This is a genomic window from Pseudomonas sp. S4_EA_1b (genome assembly GCF_016307435.1).
Lineage (GTDB): Bacteria > Pseudomonadota > Gammaproteobacteria > Pseudomonadales > Pseudomonadaceae > Aquipseudomonas > Aquipseudomonas rhodesiae.
Window position 1 is genome coordinate 61,609 of record NZ_JAEILC010000018.1, and the last position, 6,796, is coordinate 68,404.

General features: G+C 63.4%; 6 protein-coding genes. 4 read left to right on the top strand and 2 right to left on the bottom strand.

Annotation, left to right across the window (positions count from 1 at the left end; translation table 11 throughout):
* Nucleotides 1–33 precede the first annotated feature (33 nt).
* Nucleotides 34–1,425, bottom strand: a complete 1,392-nt coding sequence (locus YA0848_RS07165; protein ID WP_232925063.1) for a NarK family nitrate/nitrite MFS transporter — start codon at nucleotides 1,423–1,425, stop codon at nucleotides 34–36.
* 38 nt (nucleotides 1,426–1,463) lie between these two features.
* Nucleotides 1,464–2,726: an MFS transporter gene (locus tag YA0848_RS07170; protein WP_123085898.1), complete on the bottom strand. Its 1,263-nt coding sequence runs from the start codon at nucleotides 2,724–2,726 to the stop codon at nucleotides 1,464–1,466.
* 231 nt (nucleotides 2,727–2,957) lie between these two features.
* On the opposite strand from YA0848_RS07170, the gene YA0848_RS07175 reads away from it, so the two are divergent.
* From YA0848_RS07175 to YA0848_RS07190, 4 genes are all read left to right on the top strand, one after another.
* Nucleotides 2,958–4,760, top strand: a complete 1,803-nt coding sequence (locus YA0848_RS07175; RefSeq protein WP_123085899.1) for an ATP-binding protein — start codon at nucleotides 2,958–2,960, stop codon at nucleotides 4,758–4,760.
* A complete protein-coding gene (gene narL, locus YA0848_RS07180) occupies nucleotides 4,757–5,392 on the top strand; it encodes a two-component system response regulator NarL (protein WP_047588152.1) in 636 nt (211 codons plus the stop codon). Before YA0848_RS07175 ends, narL begins: the two co-directional genes overlap by 4 nt.
* A 320-nt stretch (nucleotides 5,393–5,712) precedes the next feature.
* Nucleotides 5,713–6,438, top strand: coding sequence for a hypothetical protein (locus YA0848_RS07185; protein ID WP_198712335.1), 726 nt, complete (start codon nucleotides 5,713–5,715; stop codon nucleotides 6,436–6,438).
* A gap of 105 nt (nucleotides 6,439–6,543) precedes the next feature.
* Nucleotides 6,544–6,796 (top strand): DUF4158 domain-containing protein (locus YA0848_RS07190; RefSeq protein ID WP_198731224.1); only part of this gene is annotated, 253 nt, incomplete at its 3' end.

Below are 6,796 nucleotides of genomic sequence, written 5' to 3' on the forward strand. Positions count from 1 at the left end.
CCCCGCGCTCGTCATTTCTTGGGTTGTGGCGGACTAGCATGGGGTCTCTGCGCCCTTGCGCGAGTACCACCACCAGGTGACCAGGATGCAGCTGACGTAGTAGCCAACGAACACGTACAGGGCGACCTCGGGCCCGCCGGTGAGGGCGATGGAGCTGCCGAAGGACTTGGGAATGAAGAAGGCGCCGAAGGCCCCGATGGCCGAGCTGAAGCCTAGCACCGCGGCCGATTCCTTGCCGGCGGCCTTGATCGCCTGCTCCTTCTCGGCGGCGCCCTTGCCGGCGCTGAGGCGCTCGTGCAGGGTGCGGAAGATCACCGGGATCATGCGGAAGGTGGAACCGTTGCCGATGCCGGTGGTGACGAACAGCAGCATGAACATGGCCAGGAAGCCGTAGAAGTTGCCGCCCTGGCCGCCCTGCGGCAGGAAGGCGATCACCCCGAACACGGCGGCGATCATCAGCACGAAGTTCCACAGGGTCACCCGCGCGCCACCCAGCTTGTCCGCCACCCAGCCGCCCAGCGGACGCACCAGGGCGCCGACCAGCGGGCCGAGGAAGGCGAACTTGAGCGCGTTGACCTCGGGGAAGGAATGCTTGATCAGCAGCGGGAAGGCCGCGGCGAAGCCGATGAAGGAACCAAAGGTGGCCAGGTACAACCAGCACATCAGCCAGTTGTGCTTGCGCCTGAAGATCACCGCCTGCTCGGCGAAGGACGCCTTGGCGCTGGCCAGATCGTTCATGCCGAACCAGGCCGCCAGGGTCACCGCCACGATCAGCGGCACCCACACCAGGCCGGCGTTCTGCAGCCACAGCTGGCTGCCATCCGCCAGTTCCTGCGGCTTGCCGCCGACCGCGCCGAACAGGCCGAAGCCGATGACCAGCGGCACCAGAAACTGCATGGCCGACACGCCCAGGTTACCCAGGCCGGCGTTCAGGCCCAGGGCGGTGCCCTGCTGCGCCTTGGGGTAGAAGAAGCTGATGTTGGACATCGAGGAGGCGAAGTTGCCGCCACCGAAGCCGCACAGCAGGGCGATGATCACGAACACGCTGTAGGGTGTGCCCGGGTCCTGCACGGCGAAGCCCATCCAGATCGACGGAATCAGCAGCGAGGCGGTACTCAGGGCGGTCCAGCGGCGCCCGCCGAACACCGGCACCATGAACGAATAGAAGATGCGGAAGGTCGCCCCGGAGAGCCCCGGCAGTGCCGCCAGCCAGAACAGCTGATCGGTGCTGAAGCTGAAACCGATGGCATTGAGGCGCACGATCACCGTGCTCCACACCATCCACACGGCGAAGGCGAGAAACAGCGCGGGAATCGAGATCCACAGGTTGCGGGTGGCGATGGCCTTGCCGATGGAACCCCAGAAATGCGGGTCCTCCGGACGCCAGTCCTCGATCACCGGCCCTTGCCGGGGCGGCTGCCCCATGGCCGGATTCTTGGTTGCGGACATGCTCAGTCTCCTTGTCAGGAAGCGGAATTCATGGGGCCGGTGGAACCCGAACCCATGACTGGGGTTTTGCGAACCTCGCTGAAGTACATCCAGATCAGAGAAACCCAGACCACGCCGTACAATAGGATGAAGGCGGAAGAGCGCACTCCAGTGAGGTCGACCAGCACGCCGAACATGATCGGCAGGACAAAGCCGCCGAGGCCGCCGGCCAGGCCGACGATGCCGGACACCGCGCCCATGCGATCGGGAAAGTCGTTGGCGATGTACTTGAATACCGAGGCCTTGCCGAACGCCCAGGCGATGCCCATGACGAACATCAGCGCAGTGAACACCCAGACGTTGAGGCCGATATGGAAGGTGCGCGGGCCGTCGACCGTGTGCACGGTGAAGTCGGTCTGCGGGTAGGACAGAATGAACAGGCACACCCAGCTCACCCACATCACCCACCAAGTCACGCTGTGCGCGCCCCACTTGTCCGACATCCAGCCGCCGATGGCGCGCAGCAGGCCGCCCGGCAGGGAGAAGCAGGCGGCCAGCAGCGCCGCGCTCTGCAGGCTGAAGCCGTATTCCTGCACGTAGTACTTGGTCATCCACAGGGCCAGCGCGACGTAGCCGCCGAAGACGATCGAGTAGTACTGGCAGTAGCGCCAGACGCGCGGGTCCTTCAGGGTCTTCAGCTGCTCGCCCAGCGACACGCTGCTCGGCACCCGGTGCGCCTTGTTCTCGTAGGTGAAGAACCAGAACAGCAGCGCGGTGATGAACATGATCGCCGAGTAGACCTTCGGCACCATCTGCCAGCTGGCGGCGGCGATGATCGCCGGGGCGATGAACTTGGTCAGCGCCGAGCCGGCGTTGCCCGCGCCGAAGATGCCCATGGCCAGGCCCTGGCTGGACTTGTCGAACCACTTGGCGACGTAGGCGATGCCTACCGAGAAGGAGCCGCCGGCCAGACCGACGAACAACCCGAGGACGAGGAACTGCCAGTACTGGGTGGCCTCGCTGATCAGGTAGATCGGCAGCACGCAGACCAGCATCAGCACGAAAAACACGATGCGTCCGCCGAAGCGGTCGGTGAGCATGCCCAGCGGCAGGCGGATCAGCGAACCGGTCAGGACCGGCGTCGAGGCCAGCAGGCCGAACTGGGTCTCGTTGAGCTGCAGCAGTTCCTTGATGGGTACACCGAGTACCGCGAACATCATCCACACCATGAAGCAGATGGTGAACGCGGCGGTACTCATCCCCAGCACCAACCCCTGTTGCATTTTCTGGCTCACCATGAACGCTCTCCCAAGCTGTATCATGGCTGCAGGCTATTGCCAGGGGGGCCGTAGTTTCTTGATCTGGATCAATGAGCACCGGCGCCCTTACGACCTACCATTGCCCCAACTACCACCAAAGTGATAGTGGCAAAAATCAAGAATAAATCCTTTTAAATCATTGATTTATCGCAACAACAGAGCCTCGGCCGGTGGATCGCGGAGCGCTCCGAACTCTTTGGAGGTAGCGCGATGCTGGACTGGTTCAAGGGCTCGTTGCCGGCCCGCGCCGGGCTGGCGGTGATACTGATCGCCACCCTGGCCTTCTGCAGCGCGATCAGTGCCGTGCTGATCGCCATGGTCAGCGAGGACGACGCCGCCGCCATCAACACCGCCGGCTCGCTGCGCATGGCCACCTACCGCCTGAACTGGCGCCTGGAAGCCAATGCCGACGCCACCACCATCGCCGCCCTGCGCGACGACATGCAGCGGCGCCTGGACAGCAACTCGCTCAGGCACATGATCGGCGACGAGCCCGACGATCCGGTCGGCCATGCCTTCGCCAACATCCAGCGTCAGTGGCGCGAGCAGCTGCTGCCAGCCCTGGAGCGTGGCGACCGGGTTACCTTCCAGCAACAGTCGGAGATCTTCGTCGGCCAGCTGGAAAACTTCGTCATGCAGCTGCAGAAGCAGAGCGAGAAGCGCCAGAGCTGGCAGCAGAGCATCCAGGGCGCGGCCCTGCTGATGACCGTGGTGATCCTGCTGGTGGGCATGTTCGAGCTGCAGAACAGCGTGATCACCCCGTTGCAGGAGCTGGTCGGCGCCACCGAGCGCTTCCGTGCCGGCGACCTCGACGCGCGCATCGAATACCGTTCCATCGATGAACTGGGCCAGATGGCGTTGAGCTTCAACGCCATGGCCGACGCCATCGAGGAATCGCACCGCACCCTCGAATCGCGGGTGGCGGAAAAGACGCAGAACCTGGCGCAGAGCAATGCCGCCCTGGAGCTGCTGTACCAGAGCAGCCGCAGCATCGCCAGCAGCCCGGCCAACGCCGAGCAGCTGGACGAGCTGATCGACAGCTTCCAGCAGCGCCTGCCCGGCCTGCGCCTGACCCTGTGCCTGAAAGGCGATACCCAGGCGCCGGTGGAGCACCTGATCGCCCTGCACGGCAACGAGTCGCGGGAAATCTGCGCGCGCAGCGACTGCGCCAGCTGCCAGCGCCATACCCAGCCCAACGGCCTGGACTTCATCATCAGCTCGCAGGGCAACAGCCTGGGCGAACTGTGCGCCCACTACGAGGACGGCCACACCCCGCGCCAGTGGGAACAGGAGCTGATCCAGGCGCTGGCCAACCTGATCGGCACCTCGCTGTCGTTGGAGCGCCAGCGCGAGCAGGACAACCGCCTGCTGCTGCTCGACGAGCGCACCACCATCGCCCGCGAGCTGCATGATTCGCTGGCCCAGGCGCTGTCCTACATGAAGCTGCAGGTCAGCCGCCTGCAGACCCTGATCCGTCGCGGCGAAAGTAGCGAGGTGCTGCTGCAGGTCAGCGACGAGCTGCGCGAGGGCCTGAACAGCGCCTATCGCCAGTTGCGCGAACTGCTCACCACCTTCCGCCTGCAGATCCAGGACGGCGGCATCGAGCAGGCCCTCGACGACACCGCCCGCGAGTTCGCCGAGCGCGGCAACCTGCGCGTGCTGCTGCACGCCGAACCGCTGGCCTTCACCCTGTCGGCCACCGAGCAGATCCACCTGCTGCAGATCGCCCGCGAGGCGCTGTCCAACTGCGCGCGCCATGCCCAGGCCAGCCAGGCCTGGGTGCACCTGCGTCAGTGCGGCGAGAATGTCGAACTGCTGGTCGAAGACGACGGCATCGGCATCGATCCCGCTTTCGACAGCCGTCACCACCACGGCCTGAACATCATGCAGGAGCGTGCCCGCAGCCTGGGCGGCAACCTCGCATTGACTCCCCGCGAGCCCATGGGCACCCGCGTGCGTCTGCTGTTCTGTCCGGAATTCCTGCGTCAACCGACTCCCGAGGCTCTTTCATGAACGCCACCCTGCCCCACACCCTGCTGCTGGTCGACGACCATCCGATGATGCGTCGCGGCCTGCGCCAGCTGATCGAGCTGGAAGGCGACTTGACCGTGGTGGGCGAAGCCAACAACGGCCTCGAGGCCTGCGAGCTGGTACAGCGCCTGACTCCCGACCTGGTGGTGCTGGACAACAACATGCCGCAGCTCAATGGCGTGGAAACGCTCAAGCGCCTGCGCGAGCAGGGCTTCGCCGGCAAGATCCTGCTGTTCACCGTGTCCGATGCCGAGCACGACGTGCGCGACGCCATGCGCTTCGGCGCCGACGGCTACCTGCTCAAGGACATGGAGCCCGAACACCTGATCGCCCGCCTGCGCGAAGTGCTGCGCGGCACCCTGGTGATCAGCCCGTCGCTGACCACCGTGCTGGCCCAAGCCTTGCGTACCCCGCAGGGTGCCAGCTCTCTGGACCTGACCGAGCGCGAACGCCAGGTGCTGAAAATGATAGCCGCCGGACTGAGCAACAAGATGATCGGCAATAAGCTCGGTATCACCGAGGGAACGGTCAAGGTGCATGTGAAGAACCTGCTGCACAAGCTCGGCCTGCGCTCGCGAGTCGAGGCGGCCGTATGGGCACTGGAGAATCTCTAGCAACAACTTGTCTGCACGCTGGCATTGACTCACCTCCCGAAACTCACCTCGGTAACGGTCCTCTCGCTGTAACTCAATGCCTCGAACTCCACATCAGTGGGTTGAGATGCCCTAGTCCAGCGTTCAGCCTAGGAACTGACAAGAAGGTCATGAGCTGTGTCAGGAACCGCACCGTCACTGCGTAACGGAACTTGATTCCCGTCAAGGGGCCATCCGCCGTATGCACTAGGGTAGGACCGTCACAACCTATAGAGACAACTCATGACCCACACAATCAGGCTCGTCCGAACGGTCACCCCGCACCCACTCCGGAGAAAGCCTTGAGATCCCTACTGCGCACCCTACTACTGCCCGGGCTGCCCACTTTCGAGGCACCGCTGAACGCCAATCAGCGCCGTTTTAAGGCCCTGCATCTCGCCAATCGGCAGGCCTTCCTAGGCCAGCAGGCCCTGCTCTACTGTCTGCTCGACGATCACGACATGGCCCGGCGTCATTGCCAGGCTTGCCTGGACGAGCTCAACAAGTGTTGCAGCCGCCTGCAAGCGCTCATGGAAGGGAGCGCCGAACAGCAACGCGTCGACACCCTGGCCCGGCTCTCGCAGGGCTACGCCCTGATGCTCGGCGCCAGCGAGGATGATGAATTGCGGCATGCGACACTCGCTGTCGGCGAGCTACTAATGCTGCGTTCTCTAGAAGTGGCCAAGCGACTCGCCGCCGGCTGTGACTCGCCCACTGCAAAGTGGCTGACGCAGTGCGGCCGGATCTATGCCTACAGTCAACGTACCCTGTGCGTACTGGCACTGAGCGAGTCGCTGTCCTTGCGCCTAGATCGAGCATCGCTACTGCTAACCTGCCACGAACACTGTCATCAGGCACTGGTCGAACTCGACCGGCTGGCCGCCTGCCACACCGAGGCAAACCAGTTGCTGCGCGAACTCGAGCAGTTGCATCAATGCTCATCCCGAGAGCCTGACGCCCCCTGGCTGCATCAGATCAGCACGGGGTCATGCCGAGATAAGGCAAAAATTAGGACATTCGTTCTGTAAATCTATGATTTAAAAGGGTATTAGAGAGGCCATGGCTTGCTGATCATCCACCGTCTGGCTAGCCGTCTATGCTGATGCTTTTGCCTTGCTTGGGGGATGTGTTCAATGGCATCGGTGGAAAGAACAGCCTACCCGATCTTGCCCAGTCAGCTACCGGCCAAGGAGCTTCATCGAAGCTATTCCCTGTCTGATTCAGAGATCGAATGGGTCAACAACACCGCTAAGAGTCCAGCGCTCTCGATTGGGCTGGCAATCCAGTTAAAGGTGTTTCAGCAGCTGCACTATATCGTTCCGTTCGAGGAGCTTCCTCAGGAACTCATCAGTCATGTCCGGCAATGCCTCCGCTACGGCGCACGAA

Excerpts from the sequence above, each read along its gene's own strand:
- YA0848_RS07170 (WP_123085898.1), bottom strand. The coding sequence starts at position 2,726 with ATGGTGAGCCAGAAAATGCAACAGGGGTTGGTGCTGGGGATGAGTACC.
- YA0848_RS07175 (WP_123085899.1), top strand. The coding sequence starts at position 2,958 with ATGCTGGACTGGTTCAAGGGCTCGTTGCCGGCCCGCGCCGGGCTGGCG.
- YA0848_RS07165 (WP_232925063.1), bottom strand. The coding sequence starts at position 1,425 with ATGGGGCAGCCGCCCCGGCAAGGGCCGGTGATCGAGGACTGGCGTCCG.
- narL (WP_047588152.1), top strand. The coding sequence starts at position 4,757 with ATGAACGCCACCCTGCCCCACACCCTGCTGCTGGTCGACGACCATCCG.